This is a genomic window from Plantactinospora alkalitolerans (assembly GCF_015690345.1).
GTDB lineage: Bacteria > Actinomycetota > Actinomycetes > Mycobacteriales > Micromonosporaceae > Plantactinospora > Plantactinospora alkalitolerans.
On the sequence record NZ_JADPUN010000147.1, the window covers coordinates 1 to 16512 of the forward strand.

Here is a 16512-nt window from a genome sequence, read left to right on the forward strand (position 1 = left end):
CCCCGACCCCCACCAGCCCCGAGTGAAAGGAAGGGCCCCTTCTTATCGTTTTCGGTAGAAGAAGGGTCCCCTCCTAACGCATGACGGAGGCGGCCCGCCATCGAGCAGGTGGGGCTCGACGGCGGGCCGCTGGTGGTCGGGGACGGGAATCGCCGAGTACCCGTTCCCGACCGTTCCCTAGAAGCCGCGCCTGCTGTTCGGATCCGAGGCGACGGCGAGCACCTGCTGCAGGCCCCGGTAGGCCGGCTTGGGCTGGAAGTTCTCGTCCAACGGGGTGGCCGAGCCCTGGCCTTCGAAGAAGCCGGGGACCCAGGAGTACTTGTCGGTGAAGCCCCACACGGTGAACATCACGCAGCGCGGGGTGAGCAGGCACGCCTGCAGGAGGGTGTTGAAGCTACCCACCTGTCCGGCCGTCTTCCAGTTGTCGACCGGCAGGTCGAACCGGACGTCGACCTCGGTGAACGCCGTCTGCAGGCCGAGCTTGTCGAACCGGCGCAGGTTCTCCGGCGCGTCGATCGGCAGCGGGTACTGGAGATCCAGGTGGCCCTGGAAGCCCATGCCGTGCAGCGGGGCCCGCTGCTTGAGCAGTTGCTTGGCCAGCTCGTAGTACGCGGTGCTCTTCGGGTTGATGTTGTCGGTCGCGTAGTCGTTCAGGAAGAGCTTGGCGTTCGGGTCGGCCGCGTGCGCCCAGCGCAGGGCGTCGGCGATGTAGTTCGGGCCGAGGTGCTGCCGGAAGATGGTGTCCCGGAGCACCGGGTTGTCGCCGTCGGTGAACGCCTCGTTGACCACGTCCCAGGCCCGGACCTTGCCCCGGAAGTGCTTCACCACGGTGGTGATGTGGTCCCGGACGATGGTGCGCAGTTCGGCGGGGCTGATCGAGCCGTCGGCGACACCCTCGTTGAGCCAGGCCGGCGCCTGGCTGTGCCAGAGCAGGGTGTGACCGTGCACCTTCTGCCCGTTGCGCCGGGCGAAGTCGACCAGCTCGTCGGCCGGGCCCCAGTTGTACTCACCTCGGGTCGGCTCCAGCGACTCCCACTTCATCACGTTCTCCGCGGTCACCGCGGAGAACTCCCGGGCCACCAGGGAGCGGTACTGGGGGTCGGCGTCCAACGCGGCCATGTCGACCGCGGTGCCGATGCCCAGGCCGTGCTTCCTGGCCAGGGTCCGCAGCGGCAGGTCCGTGGTCTGGGCCGGCGGTACGTGGGCGACGCTGCCGCCGGTCGCCACTTTCGTGGCGGCCCCGCCGGTCACCTGCGTCGGCGCGGCGGTGGCGGTCGATGGTCCGACCGAGTAAAGGGAGCCGGCGGCCAGTACGCCGACGAGAACGATCCGAAGCTTTCTCATCCGTTCGAAACCTCCACGGGTGTGGTTCGTAGTCGGTCGCCGGAGCGACCGGCGTTGTCGCGCACGGGTGGGACGGGTGCGCGTGGATCTCCCCCGGAACGCGAGTCGGGCATCGATTTGCTGCACGATCCGTTGTCGGAGATCCGACACTCCTTGCGAGAGACCGTGGCCTGTTCGAACGGCGTCGAGCGTGCTAGAAGATCACCCGGTGGCGGGTGGGACAGTGCCGTCAGTCCCCACCAGCCATGACCGCCGCGAACTGTTCCGGGGTGAGTTCCGATCTGAACAGTCGTTGGAGGTTGGCGTTCAACCTCGTCGCGGTGGCCGGATCCAGCGCCTGATCCCAGGCCAGGCTGTACGAGGGAGCCTTCGCCACCAACTCGTGTACCGAGATGGCGAACCCGGCGTGGTCCGTGTCCCGGAGCCGGTCGACGGCGTCGGTGACCGGGGGCACCTCGCCGTCGGTGACCAGATCGTCGAGATAGGTGTCGGCCGCGACGTCCCGGACGAACCGGAGCGCCGCCTCCCGATCACGACTGCGGGCGGTGACAGAGAAGTACTGGGCCGGAATCCCGACCAGGTCCGCCGGATTCCCCGCCCCGCCGGCAACGGCCGGGAACGGCACCCAGCCCAGTTGGTCGCCGAGGACGAAGTCCGGGTTCCGGGCGAGCTGGGTGGGGTACTCCCAGGTCCCCATCAGCTCCATCGCGGCCCGACCGGTCGCGAGCAGGCGAGGTGCGCTGCCGTCGTCGTAGCTCAGCGAGGAGAAGTCGTCGCCGAACGCGCCCCGCTCGGCGAGGTCCCGCGCACTCCGTAATGCCTCTAACACGGCGGGTTTCGTCCAGGCGCCCGGTCTGCCGAGCGCGATGTCGGCCGTGGTGCCGGGGCCACCGATCCGTTCGGCCAGGTACATCACGTACATCAGCTCCGTCCATCCCTGGGCGCCGCCCAGGGCCAACGGGGTGATCCCGTCGGCCTTGAACGCGTCCACCAGGGAGACCAGTTCGGCGTAGCTGCGCGGTGGAGTCCGCCCGGACCGGGCGAAGACCTCCTTGTTGTAGAAGAGCACGGTCGGATGCGTTCCACTCATCGGCAGTCCGTACTGCCGGCCGTCGACGATGCCGCCGGCCAGAGCACTGGGCAGGAACCTGCCGGCCGTCGACGGCCCGGTCAGGTCGGCCAGCCGGCCGTCGCGGGCGAGTCGGGCGAGGGCGGCGCCGCCCCAGCTGACGAAGACGTCCGGGCCGTCCGGGGAGTCGACCGAGGTACGCAGCTTCTCCTTGTAGTCGTCGTTGCTGAAGGTCAGGAGTTCGACGTGCACCTCGGCGGACCTGTTGTACCGGGCGACCAGTTCCCGCAGGGCCGAGGTCTGGCCCGGCGGGTTGATGGCCCACACCCGGATCGTTGCCGTACCGCCGTCCGCCGGTGGCGCCGGCGACAATCCCCGGCCCCGGGTCAGTTCCGCGCTGGTCAGGGTGACCGCCAGGATCAGGATCGCGATCGCCGTGCTGGCGATCCGGACGCGCCGCCGCCGTCTCCGCCGAAAGCGCTCGCGGATCGTCGTGATCGCACCGGGGGCGGCCGGTGGCAGCGCGGCCTGCGCCTCCGCGAGGGTGGCGACGACCTCCTCGGCGAGCATCCGATCATCCACGGACCTGATCTTGTCAGCCACGTACGCTCCGAATCGCTGGCTGGGTAGTCGCCAGATGTGCCCGAAGGGACCGTCTGGCTCTCGCGTACCGGCTGGAAACCGTGCCCGGCGGATCGCCACAGATGGCCGCGATCTCGCTGAACGTGTATCGGTAGAGCACGTGGAGCACCACGACGGTGCGTTCGGGCTTGCCGAGTTCCTGCAATGCCTGCCACAGCGCGCCGTTGGTCACCACGGCACCGGCCGGATCGTCGGGCCGGTGGTCCACGTCGTCGCTCGGCACCTCCCGGCGCGACCGCCGCCACCGGCTCACGTTCCGGGTCACGATCACCTGCCGGGCGTACGCCTCGGGGTTGTCCCGGGCCTTGCGCCACCGCTGCCACACCTCGACCACCGCGATCTGGGCCAGATCGTCCGCCTCGGCCGCACTGCCGCTGATCAGGTACGCGAATCGCCTCAGCGCGTCCAGGCGCGCCCGAGCGAACTCCTCGGCGTCGCCGAACGCGCCACGGGCCATCAAGGTCCCTCCTCCGGGACGCCGGACGCCGGGCGTCGTCGACTCCAGACGCCGAGCGTCGTCAATCCGTTGCGTCGAACCTATCGGCTGCGGCCCGGTACATCACGGGTCCGCCGTCGGCCTTGCGGTCAGACCTGTCCCGGTCGCCGCCGAGGAGGCTGATGCCAGCGAGCAGCAGCGAGAGTGGACGGCCGAGTGTCGTACCCCGGCCGAGGACCACCACGTCGCGGCCGGCGACCGGAATCTCGGAGAAGGCGAGCAGCGCCTCGATGCCGGCCGGGGTGCACGGCACCGGGCCGGGCTGTCCGGTGGCGAGTCGTCCGGACCGATCTCCCGAGCCCCGGCTGGTCCAGGGGAACATCCCCGTTGACCTGCGGGAACACGAGTCCATTTCGGGCGGGTACGGCTCGACTCGCGCCTGTCGTACCCGGGCCGTACCGTTCTATACAGGTACTTCTGGAGACAAGGACGGTGAGGGCGGATGTCCCGAGAAGGCGATGTCAACCAGCCCACTCGTGAGTTCCCCGGCTACGCGAAGGGGCGGGCGGCGCCCGACCCCGCTGACCCCTGGGCGGGCGGTACGGAGCACCCGGAGCCGTCCGACGTCGGTGGGCACGACACGGGTGCCCCGGGGCCGGAGCCGACCGGCGGTGGCAGGCGAGGCCGGGGCCTGGTGCTGCTGGCCGGGATCATCGGCCTGGCGGTGGTACTGGTGCTCGGTGTGCAGGTCAGCGGGCTCCTGCCCAACCTGAGCAACCCGTTCACGAAGGAGGAGACCGACCGCAGCCAGCCGCCGCTGCTGAAGTCCATCCAGGACCTCAGCCGGTACGTTGCCGCCGAGGGCAACTTCGAGGTCGTCGTCGACCTGGAGAAGAACCGGAAGTACGTTCCGGAGTTCCTGCTCGGTGAGCGCACCCTGTTCGTCGGCGCCGGCACCGTCGACTCGTACGTCGACTTCGGGAAGATCGCCGAAGGGGCGGTGGTCGAGTCGGCGGACCAGAAGTCGGTGGAGATTAAGCTGCCGGCGCCGCAGCTCGGAAAGATCAATCTGGATCTGGAGCGCAGCTACGTCTTCGCCGAGAAGCGCGGCGTGCTCACCCAGCTCGGCGAGATCTTCGGCGGCGACCCCAACCGCCAGCGTGAGGTCTACCTGAAGGCCGAGCAGAAGATCGCGGATTCGGCCAAGAGCAGTGGGTTGAACGAACGGGCCCAGGAGAACACCCGCAAGATGCTGGAGGGGCTGCTCCGCTCGCTCGGCTACGAGAAGGTGACCATCACCTACACCCAGCCGTAGCAACCGACGACATCCGGCGGTGCCGTCCAGGCCGGGTCCGGCCTGGACGGCACCGCCGTTCGGTCAGTGCCGGTACTCCGCGACCGGCGAGGACTCGGACGGCATGATGATCCAGAGGGCCAGGTAGATGATCACCTGCGGGCCCGGCAGCAGTACGGAGAGCACGAAGAGAAGCCGCATCATTCCGGCGGACATGCCGAAGCGGCGGGCCAGGCCGGCGCAGACACCGGCGATCATTCGGTTGTCCCGGGGGCGGGTCAGCTTTCGACTCATCGTCGTCTCCTCACTCGGCGCCGGAACTCCACCACATCGGGTTCCACGGCGGCTGCTTTCCACGGTAGGAACGGCACGACCCCGCGCCCTCGGCCCGCAGGGGGATCCGGACATGAGGTACCCGTAGGTGTATGTACCCGGGCGGGCCGCCCCGGATTCCTGCCCGTCGGCTCCGGGTAGGCTCGCCGATCGGCAGCTCAGGGGTGATGCTGGGGGAACCGGTGGAGTCGCCGGGCCGACAGCCGGCAACGACGCCGGCTCGGGAGGGGTATCGATGATCAGCGCTTTCGACCTGTTCACGGTGGGGATCGGTCCGTCGAGTTCACACACCGTCGGTCCGATGCGCGCCGCCCGGACGTTCGCAACCGGGCTCAAGGCCGACGGCCTGCTCGCCGGCACCGCCAGGGTGCACGCCGAACTCTTCGGCTCGCTCGGCGCGACCGGACACGGTCACGGAAGTGGTCCGGCCGTACTCCTCGGGTTGCTGGGCGAGGCGCCGGAGACGGTCGACCCGGACCGGGTCGCCGAAACGGTGGCCGGGATCCGGGCGGAGGGCCGGCTGGCCGTACTGGGGGCGCACGGGGTCGACTTCGACCTCGACCGTGATCTGGTGCTGCACCGCCGCCGTTCGCTGCCGTTCCATCCCAACGGGATGACCTTCACCGCGTACGACCTGGCGGGTGAGCCCGTGCGGAGCCGGACGTACTACTCGGTGGGCGGCGGGTTCGTGGTGGACGAGACCGCGACCGGCGCAGACCGGATCAAGCCGGACACCACCCGGGTGCGCTATCCGTTCTCGACCGGTGCCGAACTGCTGGCCCTGACCGCCGAGACCGGGCTGTCGATCAGCGGGATCATGCTCGCGAACGAGCGGTCCTGGCGGAGCGAGGCGGAGATCCGGACCGGCCTGCTGGAGATCTGGCGGGTGATGCGGGAGTGCGTCGACCGGGGCAGCCTGCGGGACGGCACCCTGCCGGGCGGGCTGCGGGTCCGGCGGCGGGCGGCCGAGCTGCGACGCGGCCTGGAGGCGGATCCGGGAGCCACGGATCCGCTCCGGGTGATGGACTGGGTGACGCTGTTCGCGCTCGCGGTCAACGAGGAGAACGCGGCCGGCGGTCGGGTGGTCACCGCGCCGACCAACGGCGCGGCCGGGATCATCCCGGCGGTGCTGCACTACTACACCCGGTTCGTTCCGTCGGCGTCGGACGACGGCGTGGTCCGGTTCCTGCTCGCCGCGGCCGCGATCGGTGTGCTGTTCAAGGAGAACGCCTCGATCTCCGGTGCCGAGGTGGGCTGCCAGGGCGAGGTCGGTTCCGCCTGCTCGATGGCGGCCGCCGGGCTGGCCGAGGCGCTGGGCGGTACACCGGGTCAGGTGGAGAACGCGGCGGAGATCGGCATGGAGCACAACCTGGGCCTGACCTGTGATCCGGTCGGTGGGCTGGTGCAGATTCCGTGCATCGAGCGGAACGCGGTCGCCAGCATCAAGGCGATCACGGCCACCCGGCTGGCGCTGCGCGGCGACGGCGAGCACGCGGTCTCGCTGGACAAGGTGATCAAGACGATGCGGGAGACCGGCGCCGACATGAAGGTCAAGTACAAGGAGACCGCCCGGGGCGGCCTCGCCGTCAACGTCATCGAGTGCTGACCGGACTTCTCAGGATCGATGGCGGGTGGGTGTCTGGCGGGTGGTAGGGCGGTGGCCGTCCGGTAGCGTTGGGCCGTCGTCGGGTTGTGGGTCGCGGCCGGAGGCCGGAGCGGGTGGCGAGTCCGGTTAGTCGTATTTTTGGAGATTCTCCCGACTGGTACCCTATGGCGCGTCGGCGGCTGCGCCGGAGCGGCTCGACCGGAACGAGCGGGAGGCGGCTGTGACGTCTGGCGTGGTGGCGGTGTGGTCGCACCGCAACACGCTCCGGCTGCTCGTCCGGCGGGACCTTGCCGTGAAGTACCAGCAGTCGGTGCTGGGCTACCTCTGGTCGCTCATCGAGCCGCTCGGCATGGGCGCGATCTACTTCTTCGTCTTCGGCCTGCTCTACAAGTCGGCCACCAACCGGCACCTCGGCGACGCCGCCGACTCGTACCCGCTGTTCCTGATCACCGGCATCTTCGCCTGGATGTGGACCAGCTCGGCGATCGGCGAGGCCACCAACGCGCTCACCGGGCAGGCCCGCCTGATCACCACGATGAACCTGCCGCGCGAGGTGTTCCCGATCGGGCGGGTCGCCGGCCGGTTCGCCGAGTACGTCGCCGGGCTGCCGATCCTGGCCGCGATCGCGATCGTGTACGCCTCGCTCGGCAAGATCGATCTTGGCGTTTCGCTGCTCGCGCTTCCGCTCGCGGTACTGATCCAGGCGACCCTGCTGATCGGCATCGCGCTGCTGCTCTCCTCGCTCAACGTGCTGATGCGGGACATCGAACGGCTGATGCGGCTGGTCACCCGGGTCCTCTTCTACGCGACCCCGATCATCTATCCGCTGACCCTGGTCCGGGAATCCTCGATGCCGGACTGGGTGAAGATCGTGTACGAGCTCAATCCGCTGGTCGGGATCTTCCAGCTCCACCACGCGGTCTGGTACCCGGACGAGTTCCCCGACGCGCGGCTGCTGGGGGTGGCGGCCGGTGGCAGCCTGCTCGTCCTGCTCGCCGGCTGGTGGGTCTTCCGCCGGCTCGAACCCGCCGTACTGAAGGAGCTCTAGTGGGCGGGGCGATGATCGAGGCGGACGACCTGGGTATCCGGTTCGTCCGGAACCGCCGGCGCAACCTGCGGCTGCGGGAGATGTTCATCCACCGGGGCGGGCGACAGCCCGCGGCCGGGGTGTTCTGGCCGCTGCGCAACGTCTCGTTCGCCGTCTCCTCGGGCGACACCGTCGGCATCATCGGCCGCAACGGCACCGGCAAGAGCACGCTGCTGCGCCTGATCGCCGGAGTGCTGATCCCCGACGAGGGTGAGATCCGGGTACGCGGCGCGGTGGCCCCGCTGCTGGAACTCTCGGCCGGCTTCTCCAACGACCTCACCGGCCGGGAGAACGTCCACCTGGTCGGCTCGCTGCACGGGCTGAGCCCGAGCTTCCTCCGGCGACACTTCGACGAGATCATCGCCTTCGCCGGGGAGCAGATCGAGAAGGCCATCGACACCCCGGTCCGGCACTACTCGTCCGGGATGAAGGTCCGGCTGGGCTTCTCGGTGATCGCCCAGCTCCAGCATCCGATCCTGCTGATGGACGAGGTGACGGCGGTCGGCGACGCCGACTTCCGGAAGAAGTGTTACGACACCATCGACGGACTGATCGCCGAGGGTCGGACCGTGATGCTGGTCTCGCACAATGAAAACGATCTCACCCGGTTCTGTAGCCGGGGACTCTACTTCGACGGAGGACGATTGCGGGTGGACGGCACCATACGCGAGGCACTTGACGCATACCACGACGTGGTCAGGCCGTGATGCTGGCGATTCTGCTCACCCCGACCCGGTCCGGCCCACCCCTCACCCTTCCCGACGGCAAGCCGCTCGCCGCCGTACTGCGCGAACAGTTGCGCGCCGCCGGCGCCCGGGACGTCGTACTCACCGACGACCTGGCGGAGTTGGCCGTGCTGGCCGGCACCGCCCGGGAGCCGGTGCTGCTCTGCTCCGGCGACCTGGTCGCACACACCGCCGTACTGCGTCACCTCGGCACCAGCCCGATGCCCGGAACGGTGGCCCTGGTGCTGCCCGACCCGGACGCCGGCCCGGTCGCGGTGCTGGAGGACCGGGGCCAGGTGGTCGCCGCCGGGCCCGCCGGGACCCTCGGTGTCGCCCCCACGGGAGCCTCCGGCGGGGCGGTACGGGTCAGCGTGGCCGACCTCCCGGCCCTGGTCGCCGCGGCCCGCGCCCTCGCCGAAACCGAAACCGAAACCGAAACCCACGCCCACGCCCGCACCCACGCCGAGAACGCGGCCGGAACGGTCGGCGCCGGAATCCCCGGCGCTGGGACCGTCGCCGCCGGAACCTCCGGCGCCGGGACCGTCGCCGCCGGAACCTCCGGCGCCGGGACCGTCGCCGCCGGAACTCCCGGTGCTACGTCGGCGGCCCTGGACCGGCTGCTCGCGGAGCTGGCCCGCCCGGACTCCGCGACCGGGCCGGGGATCACGATCTTCACGTCCCGGGTACGCCTGCTCGTCGCCCGCCGGGTCGCCGATGCCGCCGAGCTGGCCGAGGCCGAGGCCGCGGTGGCCGCGGTCGACTCCGACCGGGCCGAACTGCGGCTCTCGGTGAAGGAGAAGGACGACTTCTTCACCACGTACTTCGTCAGCACCTGGTCGCCATGGGTGACCAAGCTGAGCGCCCGGCTCCGGCTCACCCCGACCGGGGTGACCGCGATCTCGGTCGCCTTCGCGGTGGCGGCGGCGGTGCTCTTCGCGCTCGGTGGCCGTCCAGCCCTGGTCGCCGGGGCGATCCTGCTCTACCTGGGCTTCATGCTGGACTGCGTCGACGGGCAGTTGGCCCGCTACACCCGGCACTTCAGCCCCTGGGGCGGCTGGCTGGACACCCTCGCCGACCGGGCCAAGGAATACCTGGTCTACGCCGGCCTCGCGGTCGGGGTCGAGCGGGCCGGTGGTCCCGGCTGGGCGCTGGGCATCGCCGCGATCACCCTGCAGACCGTCCGGCACATGACCGACACCTGGTACGGCGCGCTGCACGACGAGGCTGCCAAGCGTCCCCGTACGGCCGGTCCGGGCGGCCCGGGTGGGCTGGGCGACCGGCTCAGCCAGGCGTCGAACCGGGTACAGGCCGACACCGGCTCGTTGACGTACTGGTTGAAACGGACAGTGGTCTTTCCGATCGGTGAACGGTGGGCCCTGATCGCGCTGACCGTGGCGATCTTCAGTCCGCTGGTCAGCCTGGTCGCCGTACTGGTCTGGGGTGGGCTCGCGGCGGCGTACACGCTGGCGCTGCGTACCCTGCGGGCCCGCTCGATGCGGGTCCCGGTGCTGACCCGGGTGGACACCATGCTGCACCGCGACGACGGGCCGGCGGCGCGCTGGCTGGCGGCGCTCGGCCGGAGCGCGGGCCTCTCCGGCCCGTTGCCGCTGGCCGTACTCGCGGCCGGGGCCGGTGCCGCCCTGCTCGGGGCGGGCCTGGCCGGGCTCGACAGCGGTCACGCCCGCTGGGCGGTGCCGCTGGCGGTCCTGGTCGTCCTGCTCGCCGGGCTGCCGGCGGCGGTACCACACGCCGGGGCGCTGGACTGGCTGGTGCCGGCCGCGCTGCGGGCCGCCGAGTACCTGCTGGTGATCGCGACCGGCGTACTGGTCGATGCCGACGGGGCGGTGATCTTCGCACTGCTCTTCGCGCTGGCCCTGCGGCACTACGACCTCACCGCCCGGCTGGAGAAACGGGAGCGTGCCCCCCTGCTCGGGTCGCTCGGGCTGGGCTGGGACGGGCGGCTGATCGTGCTCTCCGCCGCCGTGCTGGTCGGCCCGGCCGCCGGCCGGATCGTGATGCTGCTGCTCGCCGGGTACCTTTTGGCGATTTTCGTAGTGAACGCGCTCCGTGGCTGGGTACCCAGGGACGTCCCCGGGCCCCGACAGCCGAGCGCCGCCGAGACCAGGACGGACGGACAGCCCGGTTCCGGCGACGCGCTCGCGGTCGCCGGGGCCCGCGAGGGCTACGTACCGGCCGGCGGGGAATGGGACCGGGGTAACTCCCCGGCGGAACGGGACCGGGACGGGTGACGCCGCTGCCGGGGTGATCGGCCACCCCCGACTGGCGGCGCGGAAGAGGGACGGATGACGCTGCCAGCGGGGGACCGGCGCCAATGCCGCTGATCAGCTTCGTCGTGCCGGTCTACCGGGTCCAGGGCTACCTGCGCGACTGCCTCGACTCGATTCTCGGCCAGCCGGTACGGGACGTCGAGGTGGTCGCGGTCGACGACTGCTCGCCGGACAGCTGCGGCGAGATCATCGCCGAGTACGCCGCCCGGGACCCCCGGGTCCGGGTGGTGACGCTGGACGAGAACATGGGGCTGGGCCAGGCCCGCAACATCGGCCTCGACCTGGCCACCGGTGACTACGTCTGGTTCCTGGACAGCGACGACTGGCTGGTCGACGGCTGCCTGACGGCGGTGGCCGAGCGGCTGCGCCGGGTCGATCCGGAGGTGCTGATCGTCGACCACGTGCGGGCGTACTGGAACAACCGGACGCTCGGCAGCGGCCTGGACGACACGATCGCGGACTCCGGTGGTGCCGTCTTCGGGGTGCGGGACCGGCCCGAGGTGATCGGGGTGCTGCACACCGCGTGGAACAAGGTGGTGCGCCGGCGGTTCCTGGACGACCTCGGCCTGCGCTTCGGTCCCGGCTGGTACGAGGACGTCTCGTTCAGCTATCCGGCGCTGCTCGCCGCGCGCCGGATCAGCGTGCTGGACGTGGTCTGCGTCAACTACCGGCAGCGGCGTTCCGGCGCCATCACCCGGACCCTGGACGACCGGCACTTCGAGGTGTTCCCGCACTGGCGGCGGGTGTTCGACCTGATGCGGGGCTGGGGGCCGGCGTACGACGACCTGCGGCCGCTGATCTTCGAACGGATGGTCTGGCACTACCTGATCGTGCTGGGCAACGGGCGGCGGGTCTCGCCGAAGCTGCGCAGGGCCTTCTTCGAGCAGGTGGCCGCGGACTACCGTCGCTGGCTGCCGCCGGGCGGGTACCGGGTGCCGGGCGGGGTGGAGGGGCTGAAGCACCGGCTGGTGGCCGGCGGCCACTGGCGGCCGTACGTCCTGCTCCGGGCGCTGCACCGGTCCCGGGGCAGCGCCCGCCGACTCGCGCGCCGGCCGTTGCCGGGCCCGCTGTCCCGGGCCGCCCGACTGGCCGTACCACCCTTCCGGGCCGCCCGGCTGGCCCGGGCTGCGCTGCTGCGCGGCTACTACCACGCCCAACTGCGTGCGCCGCTCGATCCGACGCTGGCCCTGTACGCCTCGTACTGGTACCGGGGCTACGCCTGCAATCCGGCGGCGATCCACGCCAAGGCGCGCGAACTCGCTCCCGGGATCCGGGGTGTGTGGGTGGTCCGGCGGGACCGGGTGTCGAGTCTGCCGGCCGGAGTGCCGTACGTGGTGGCCGGGAGCCGGCCGTACTTCCGGGCGCTGGCCCGGGCGCACTGGCTGATCAACAATGTCAACTTCCCGGACTACGTGGTGAAGCGGCGTGGCTCCGTGCACGTGCAGACCCACCACGGCACCCCGGTCAAGGTGATGGGGCTGGACCAGCAGCGCTATCCGCGTGGTGCGGTCGGATTGAGTTTTTCCGGGCTGCTGCGCCGGATCGACCGCTGGGACTACAGCGTCACCGCCAACACCTTCTCCACCCAGATGTGGGAGCGGGCCTATCCGGCGGACTACCTGACCCTGGAGACCGGCTATCCGCGCAACGACCGACTGGTGAATGCCGGGCCGGAGGAGGTCGAGGCCGTCCGGAATCGGCTGGGCATCGCGCCCGGCGACCGGGTGGTGCTGTACGCGCCGACCCACCGGGAGCACCATCCCGGCTACTGGCCGCCGTTCGATCCGGGTGCGCTGCTCGACGTTCTCGGGCCGGCCGGCCGACTGCTGATCCGGGGCCACTATCTCGATCCGGGTGCGGTGACCGCCGGTGGCGAGGACTCCGGGATGCCGACCGCCGCGGGCGCGCCGGACGTCCGGAGTCGGGTGACGGACGTGACCGGGCACCCGTCGGTGGAGGACCTGTACCTGGCCGCCGACGTCCTGGTCACCGACTACTCGTCCGCGATGTTCGACTACGGCACGCTGGACCGGCCGATCGTGATCTACGCCCCGGACTGGGACGACTACCGCCGGGAGCGCGGGGTCTACCTGGATGTCCTGGTCGAGGCGCCGGGGGTGGCGGCGACGAGCCTGCCGGACCTGCTCGACCTGTTCGCCACCGGTGCGGTCGACGGCGTCGAGGCGACCGAGGCCCGCGCCCGGTTCCGGCACCGGTTCTGCGATCTGGACGACGGCCGGGCGGCGGAGCGGGTCGTCCGGCGGACTCTGCTCAACGAGCCCGGTTGAGCCCTGCTTGACGTGCCGGGCTGCCCTGGGACGAGGCTTCGGGCTTCTGCGGGCTGGGGCAGGATTCCTCGGCGGGTAGATGTTCGGCGGCCCAGCGCGAGACCTGTTCGAGGGCGGGCATCAGCGCCAGACCACGGTCGGTCAGTTGGTACGAGACCGTGACGGGGGGCCCTTCGTCGACGGTCCGGGCGACGAGCCCGTTGCAGGTCAATTCCGACAGGCGGTCGGAAAGCACCGAGTCGCTGACCCGCCCGACCGCCCGGGAGAGTTCACGGAATCCGGCCGGTCCGGACTTCAGGCTGCCGAGCACGACCGCCGTCCACCGCTTGCCGAGCAGCACGAAGGCCCTGGTCAGGGCGGCGTCGCTGCGTGCGCAGGCCTCCGGGGTCTCCGCACTCGTCCTGGCCGCCATGTCTGAAGCCTAGCAACGGAATGTCGCTAGGCTTTTAGAAGTTGCTAGGTTAGGAATTGCTACTCTCAACGAAGATGTAGCTACTGATCTAGGCGCAGCTTCTACTTTCCGACGAGGAGTCTCATGACTGAGCACACTGGCTCGCGGCCCACCGTGGTGGTCGTGGGAGGCGGATACGGCGGGATCAGTGCCGCCAAGGCCCTGGACGACGTCGCCGAGGTGACCCTGGTCGACCCGACCGAGGCGTTCACACACACCGTGGCGGCCTGGCGGGCACTGGTCGAGCCGGAGTGGCTGGACCGGATCTTCATGCCGTACGACCGGCTGCTGAAGAACGGACGCTTCGTACGGGACCGGGCGGTGACGGTCGACGGTCGGCAGGTCACCCTCGCCTCCGGTGCGCGGCTCGAGCCGGACTACCTGATCCTGGCCACGGGCTCGTCCTACCCGTTCCCGGCGAAGACCGACGAGCTCACCGTCGACACGGCGCGGGCCCGGTTCCGCCAGGCGCACTCGGCCCTGCTCGACGCCGAGCGGGTGCTGCTGGTCGGTGCCGGCCCGTCCGGCCTGGAGCTGGCCGGTGAGATCAAGTCGTTCTATCCGGACAAGCACGTGACGATCGCGGACGTCTCCCCGGACATCCTGCCCGGCCCGTTCGACCAGGAACTCCGGGACGAACTGCGTCGCCAGCTCGACAAACTCGGTGTCGAACTTGCGCTCGGCAGCCCGCTGCGGGCGCTGCCGGACGCCGCGCCGGCCACCCTCGCCCCGATCTCCATCTGGACCGAGGCGGGCGAGGAGTTGACCGCCGACATCTGGTACCGGTGCTTCGGGGTCACCCCGACCAGCGACTACCTGGGCGAGTCGATGGCGCAGGTGCGCGACGAGCGCGGCTACCTGCGGGTCGACGGGCGACTGCGGGTCGCCGGCCAGGACCGGGTCTACGCGATCGGCGACGTCTCCGACGCGGACTACAACATGGCCGGCCGGGCCGGTGCCCAGGCGGAGGTCGTGGCGGCCAACATCAAGGCCACGATCACCGGCGACGGCGAGGTCGGCGACTACCAGCCGATGCCGCCGGTCATCCTCGTGCCGCTCGGGCCCGAGGGCGGCGCCGGACAGCTTCCGGGGATGGACGGCATCGCGGGCCCGGAACTCGCCGCCGAGTACAAGGGCCGGAACATGCTGGCCGAGAGGTTCGCCGTCCTCTTCGACGCCGAGCCCACCGAGGGCCGCTGACGGTCATCCACAGCCCGATCGGTCGTACACACGTTCTATCCACAACCTGTGGATAGAACGTGTGTACGACGGTGGACGGTGCTTTCAGTCGGCGGTCGGCGGCGGCCGGCGTACCCGCTGCCGGACCCGGTCGGCGGCCAGTCCCGCGTACCGGCCGGCGACGAACCGGGTGGCGGTGGCGAGTGACCTGATGCCGCCGACCGGGATCGTCTCGACCCCGATCAGCGCCGCCCGGCGGGACCGCTTCGCGGGCCGGGTCACCAGGCGGGGCCGGGGCGCCACCCACTGGTTCTCCGGCAACAACCGCAGGTCGAGTACGCCGAAGTCGTTCCCGCTGACCCAGCGCCGGCCGGCCACCTCGGCCACCACCTCGTCGAGCTGCTCACCGGGTCGCCGGACCCGCCGCGCCCGGGACAGCGCCGAGGTACGCCAGAACGACATCCCGTCGTCCGGGGAGACCGCACCGGGCGGCAGCAGCCGGACCAGGCCGACCTGCCACTCGTCGGCGACCGCCACCAGCCGCCGCACGCTGTCCGCGTCGACACCGAGGTGCGGGGCGAGTTCCAGCAGGTACGGCGACGGATATGCGCTCTCCGGAGCCCGTTCGACCAGTTCCACCCGGGGCTCGGACCGGTAGGTGGCGGCGAGGAGCCGGCGGTCCAGCAGAGGGTCCGCGAGCACCGGGCGGCGGTCGTCGGACAGTTCCGCCCAGTCGGCAACCAACAGCACCCGCAGGTCGGTCTGGTCACCGGCCAGCAACCGGTCGACACAGGTCCGCACCAGCTCGTACGGGCCCTCGGCCGGCACCACCGCGACGACCAGCGGTACGGCCCAGCAGCGGTGTGCGGCCGGCCGGAGGTAGCGGGGCTGGGGCATCAGGTCGGCCAGGAACGGGCGGTTGTACCGGCGCAGCGCCTCGCCCCTGGTCATCATGTGCGAGGGCCCCAGGTGCCAGCTCCGGGCCCGGGGCTCGGGCACGAACACGGCGCCCGCCTGCGCGAGCCGGTAGCCGAACTCGGTGTCCTCGCCGAGCCGCAACTCGGGGTTCAGTCCACCGGTCTCCTCGTACAGGGTCCGGGTGAGCGCGGCGGTCGCACCCACGTGCGCCCGGAAGTTGAGATGGTTCCCGGCCCGAAGCTGGTCGGTGTCGTCGATCAGCCGCTCGACGTACTCGTGGGGCTCGGTTTCCTCCCACCGGAAGAGTTGGTCGAGGGTCCCGGCGGTACACCGCTGGGCGACCTGCTCCGGATCCGGCCACTCGCCGTCGGTGAACCGCTTGTATCCCAGGGTCACCGCCTCGTCGCTGACGTGCTGCCAGCGGGCCTGCGCCGCCACGTGCTCGGGAAAGACGACCATGTCCGCGTCCAGCCAGTGCAGGATCTCACCCTCGCTGTCGCGCGCCCCGACATGCAGCGCGGCGGACCGTCCCCAGCCGGCGGAGCGGTCGGCCATCCGCACGACGCGGCAGTTGTCTGGCCGGATCTTCGGCAGGGTCAGGGGCGGATCGCTGCCGTCGTCGACCACCACCACCTCGAGCAGCTCGGCCGGATAGGTCTGATGGCGCAGCGCGGCCAGGGTGAGGTCGAGGGAGCGCTGACAGTCGCGGGCCGGAATGACCAGCGAGACCGACCGGTTCGGCCGCCAGTCGTCCAGGTCGGGTGGGCGCAGTGGACTCCAGTCGTTCCGGAACAACCGGACCTGGGAACGGGCCGCCGTGGCCCGGGCGCGACTGGACACGCGGCACAGTGT

12 protein-coding genes and 2 pseudogenes are annotated in these 16512 nt (G+C 70.9%); 7 read left to right on the forward strand and 7 right to left on the reverse strand.

Annotated features, from left to right (window positions below; all coding sequences use genetic code 11):
* Window positions 1-177 precede the first annotated feature (177 nt).
* The 4 genes and pseudogenes from I0C86_RS14630 to I0C86_RS14645 form a co-directional block, all read right to left on the reverse strand.
* Window positions 178-1344 carry an endo-1,4-beta-xylanase gene (locus I0C86_RS14630; protein ID WP_196201763.1) on the reverse strand — a complete coding sequence of 389 codons (1167 nt, stop codon included), beginning with the start codon at window positions 1342-1344 and terminating at the stop codon, window positions 178-180.
* Window positions 1345-1573: 229 nt separating this feature from the next.
* Entirely contained in the window at window positions 1574-2995 is a 1422-nt protein-coding gene (locus tag I0C86_RS14635) for an extracellular solute-binding protein (protein WP_196201764.1), read from the reverse strand.
* A 13-nt stretch (window positions 2996-3008) separates the two neighbouring features.
* Window positions 3009-3512, reverse strand: a complete 504-nt coding sequence (locus tag I0C86_RS14640) for an RNA polymerase sigma factor (protein ID WP_196201765.1) — start codon at window positions 3510-3512, stop codon at window positions 3009-3011.
* A gap of 166 nt (window positions 3513-3678) precedes the next feature.
* Window positions 3679-3834: pseudogene (locus I0C86_RS14645) on the reverse strand (bifunctional 5,10-methylenetetrahydrofolate dehydrogenase/5,10-methenyltetrahydrofolate cyclohydrolase); the annotation flags it as partial.
* A 159-nt stretch (window positions 3835-3993) separates the two neighbouring features.
* Between I0C86_RS14645 and I0C86_RS14650 the strand changes: the two are divergent.
* On the forward strand, window positions 3994-4806 hold the full coding sequence (locus I0C86_RS14650) for a DUF4230 domain-containing protein (protein ID WP_196201766.1): 813 nt from the start codon (window positions 3994-3996) through the stop codon (window positions 4804-4806).
* A gap of 63 nt (window positions 4807-4869) precedes the next feature.
* On the opposite strand, the gene I0C86_RS14655 is transcribed toward I0C86_RS14650, so the two are convergent.
* Window positions 4870-5079, reverse strand: coding sequence for a PspC domain-containing protein (locus tag I0C86_RS14655; RefSeq protein WP_196201767.1), 210 nt, complete (start codon window positions 5077-5079; stop codon window positions 4870-4872).
* A 274-nt stretch (window positions 5080-5353) separates the two neighbouring features.
* On the opposite strand from I0C86_RS14655, the gene I0C86_RS14660 reads away from it, so the two are divergent.
* The 5 genes and pseudogenes from I0C86_RS14660 (at window position 5354) to I0C86_RS14680 (ending at window position 13112) form a co-directional block, all read left to right on the forward strand.
* Window positions 5354-6724, forward strand: coding sequence for an L-serine ammonia-lyase (locus tag I0C86_RS14660; RefSeq protein WP_196201768.1), 1371 nt, complete (start codon window positions 5354-5356; stop codon window positions 6722-6724).
* Window positions 6725-6944: 220 nt separating this feature from the next.
* Window positions 6945-7772 (forward strand): ABC transporter permease, encoded by an 828-nt coding sequence (locus I0C86_RS14665; protein ID WP_196201769.1) that lies wholly within the window; start codon window positions 6945-6947, stop codon window positions 7770-7772.
* An 80-nt stretch (window positions 7773-7852) separates the two neighbouring features.
* Complete coding sequence (locus tag I0C86_RS14670) at window positions 7853-8518, forward strand: ABC transporter ATP-binding protein (RefSeq protein WP_407676308.1); 666 nt, start codon at window positions 7853-7855, stop codon at window positions 8516-8518.
* Between the two features lie 239 nt (window positions 8519-8757).
* Window positions 8758-10647, forward strand: a pseudogene (locus I0C86_RS14675) (DUF5941 domain-containing protein); the annotation flags it as partial.
* Window positions 10648-10868: 221 nt separating this feature from the next.
* A complete protein-coding gene (locus tag I0C86_RS14680; protein WP_196201771.1) occupies window positions 10869-13112 on the forward strand; it encodes a bifunctional glycosyltransferase/CDP-glycerol:glycerophosphate glycerophosphotransferase in 2244 nt (747 codons plus the stop codon).
* On the opposite strand, the gene I0C86_RS14685 is transcribed toward I0C86_RS14680, so the two are convergent.
* Window positions 13096-13524 (reverse strand): winged helix-turn-helix transcriptional regulator, encoded by a 429-nt coding sequence (locus tag I0C86_RS14685; protein ID WP_196201772.1) that lies wholly within the window; start codon window positions 13522-13524, stop codon window positions 13096-13098. The two genes, I0C86_RS14680 and I0C86_RS14685, sit on opposite strands and share 17 nt — an antisense overlap.
* Window positions 13525-13647: 123 nt before the next feature.
* Between I0C86_RS14685 and I0C86_RS14690 the strand changes: the two genes are divergently transcribed.
* Window positions 13648-14763 carry an NAD(P)/FAD-dependent oxidoreductase gene (locus tag I0C86_RS14690; protein WP_196201773.1) on the forward strand — a complete coding sequence of 372 codons (1116 nt, stop codon included), beginning with the start codon at window positions 13648-13650 and terminating at the stop codon, window positions 14761-14763.
* 84 nt (window positions 14764-14847) lie between these two features.
* Here the strand turns inward: I0C86_RS14690 and I0C86_RS14695 are convergent, their stop codons facing one another.
* Window positions 14848-16500, reverse strand: coding sequence for a glycosyltransferase (locus I0C86_RS14695; protein WP_196201774.1), 1653 nt, complete (start codon window positions 16498-16500; stop codon window positions 14848-14850).
* Window positions 16501-16512: the final 12 nt, after the last annotated feature.

Bases quoted from the DNA above. Each gene is read 5' to 3' on its own strand.
- I0C86_RS14630 (WP_196201763.1), bottom strand. From the start codon at position 1,344: ATGAGAAAGCTTCGGATCGTTCTCGTCGGCGTACTGGCCGCCGGCTCC.
- I0C86_RS14640 (WP_196201765.1), bottom strand. From the start codon at position 3,512: ATGGCCCGTGGCGCGTTCGGCGACGCCGAGGAGTTCGCTCGGGCGCGC.
- I0C86_RS14650 (WP_196201766.1), top strand. From the start codon at position 3,994: ATGTCCCGAGAAGGCGATGTCAACCAGCCCACTCGTGAGTTCCCCGGC.
- I0C86_RS14655 (WP_196201767.1), bottom strand. From the start codon at position 5,079: ATGAGTCGAAAGCTGACCCGCCCCCGGGACAACCGAATGATCGCCGGT.
- I0C86_RS14660 (WP_196201768.1), top strand. From the start codon at position 5,354: ATGATCAGCGCTTTCGACCTGTTCACGGTGGGGATCGGTCCGTCGAGT.
- I0C86_RS14670 (WP_407676308.1), top strand. From the start codon at position 7,853: ATGTTCATCCACCGGGGCGGGCGACAGCCCGCGGCCGGGGTGTTCTGG.
- I0C86_RS14680 (WP_196201771.1), top strand. From the start codon at position 10,869: ATGCCGCTGATCAGCTTCGTCGTGCCGGTCTACCGGGTCCAGGGCTAC.
- I0C86_RS14685 (WP_196201772.1), bottom strand. From the start codon at position 13,524: ATGGCGGCCAGGACGAGTGCGGAGACCCCGGAGGCCTGCGCACGCAGC.
- I0C86_RS14690 (WP_196201773.1), top strand. From the start codon at position 13,648: ATGACTGAGCACACTGGCTCGCGGCCCACCGTGGTGGTCGTGGGAGGC.